Below are 1,259 nucleotides of genomic sequence, written 5' to 3'. Positions count from 1 at the left end.
AATTTTGTGTATATCACGATTTTAGATACTCAAACCTTTTTAAATTAAATGTTCCTATTAAAAATCTACAAAAAAAATCCTAAATAATTAGGATTCTTTTTCTTATTCTCCAATGTAAACTTTTTAATATTAGTTTACTTTCATTTCCCTTTGAATATTGAGTTTCCGCTATTTTTCCGTATTTCGAAGAAAATGCCAATAAAAGTATACATTCAAATTGTTGATTTTATTGAATTATGGAGTGACGCTTATTTTCGTTCGTTATGTTCGTTTATTTTGTTAACACAGGTTAAATTCATATACTGTAGTAGATTACTAGAAAGGAAGCATATACATGACAAGCTGTATTCTATTCGTAAATGGCCAACCTTTTTTAGTTGTCTCAGTAGCTGGAATCGAAGTTGCTAAACTTGAGATTTCTCTTGAAGTAGCATTAACTTTAATAGCATTAGAAATTCTAATTCCAAAAGAGGGCTTCGGCTCTCTTTTTTTATTTATCCTTATCTTCTCTTAACAAATAAGACCAGAAAATTCTTGAACAAAAAAAAGTGCTTTTTTCTCAAAGCACTCTTCCAAAGGAATTTACCAATCCCGACGGTCATCGCGATCAAAGTCACAATCACGGTTACGTCTGCGACGGCATTCGCTAATAATTTCTTTATTATATAAAGAATCTCAAGTCAAGATCACGGTTACGTCTGCGACGACATTCATCACAATCGCAGTCACGGTCACGTCTACAACGACAGTCATCAAAATCTCTATGTCTGCGTCTACAGAACACTAAATCATCCCAAAATCTATCACAATCTCTGAAGTTCTCAAAACGACGATCATCTCTCATGAATATAAGTCCCCCCCTCATATTAAATAGGATTCATTATATTCTACGTTTAAAAGTAGAAAACAGCTTGTTTACTAGTCTATCTTCTTTATCTATTTTCATTAACAACAAACAAGACGTCACCCAGATCACAGCAGCATCTACGATAATTTCTATTGAGGGTTACCATACATGCCCACCAAATTAACATAACCTATCATTATCAATAGCAAAATAAGTCTCAATTTTTATCTATGACTCCTAAACAGAAGTAATCGTTACCGTACTCGATAAACGAAATTATAGGTAGTTACAACATGCTTACTCGTTTCATACAATATATATTGGTTAGATGACTACTCTTTTATAAAAGGAGGTGCAACAAATGATGCCTTATTCTAATATGCCATCTCAAATGTATTCAGGGCATATGATG

1 protein-coding gene and 1 pseudogene are annotated in these 1,259 nt (G+C 32.6%); one reads left to right on the top strand and one right to left on the bottom strand.

Annotation, left to right across the window (positions count from 1 at the left end):
• Positions 1-334 precede the first annotated feature (334 nt).
• Positions 335-463, top strand: a pseudogene (locus C564_RS37995) (DUF3956 family protein); the annotation flags it as partial.
• A gap of 198 nt (positions 464-661) precedes the next feature.
• On the opposite strand, the gene C564_RS37990 reads toward C564_RS37995, so the two are convergent.
• Positions 662-844 (bottom strand): hypothetical protein, encoded by a 183-nt coding sequence (locus C564_RS37990; RefSeq protein WP_081621563.1) that lies wholly within the window; start codon positions 842-844, stop codon positions 662-664.
• Positions 845-1,259: the final 415 nt, after the last annotated feature.

The sequence above is a fragment of the Bacillus sp. 105MF genome, from assembly GCF_000374885.1.
GTDB lineage: Bacteria > Bacillota > Bacilli > Bacillales > Bacillaceae_G > Bacillus_A > Bacillus_A pseudomycoides.
Note: the sequence above shows the minus strand (reverse complement) of the source record. Positions and strands in the feature narration are given on the sequence as shown.

What these genes read in the sequence shown, in the direction of transcription:
- C564_RS37990 (WP_081621563.1), bottom strand. Translation starts at nt 844, where the DNA reads ATGAGAGATGATCGTCGTTTTGAGAACTTCAGAGATTGTGATAGATTT.